The following is a 588-nucleotide window of genomic DNA, read 5'->3' on the forward strand; positions in this document are numbered from 1 at the left end:
CTCAGAGCCGATGGGATTAGGGATGTCAGAGAATGATGGGGCATCAGGGTATTGCGTGCCTAGTGGAACGTAATACCAGGCACCAGATGGATAGGCATCCAGCTGGTAGAATTGTCTGAAAAGCTGAGGGTAGAAGTAGGCCAGTTCCTGATTCACTCCTATCATAGGTTCTTTCTGTTGGGCATGGATTCCCTCTTTCATACTGTGAAGTTGTTCCTCAGCCAAATTGGGAACAATTTCCAGCTGGGGTACGTTGTATTTTTTCAGTCTAAGAAGCTGTTCCAGATAACCCAGGTAACGCTCAGAGGGCACATCTTCCTTTTGAATGTGCTTCTGCTCAACACTAATGGGAACAATTTCCTCACTTGACGAAATGCTTTCAGCTTCCATTTGCTTAATATCTTCCATGGCTTGATCCTCAGTTGATTCACTCCCAATATCCGTGCTCAGTTCATTGACCTTCTCCTTTCCAAACACTTCTGGAAAAGGCGCCACAAAAAACCTGAGTAAATTTTCATTGAGGACTCCTTGAGGGAGTCCTTGGTGCTTGATAGGCTGTTTAGGCCTGGCAAGAGCAACAGCCACAAG

1 protein-coding gene is annotated in these 588 nt (G+C 45.9%); it reads right to left on the bottom strand.

Going from position 1 to position 588, the window contains the following annotated elements; all coding sequences use genetic code 11:
• The coding region (locus IEU81_RS10940) for a hypothetical protein (protein WP_188352531.1) at positions 1 to 588 on the bottom strand (588 nt) is incomplete at both ends.

The organism is Jeotgalicoccus aerolatus (assembly GCF_014635205.1).
GTDB lineage: Bacteria > Bacillota > Bacilli > Staphylococcales > Salinicoccaceae > Jeotgalicoccus > Jeotgalicoccus aerolatus.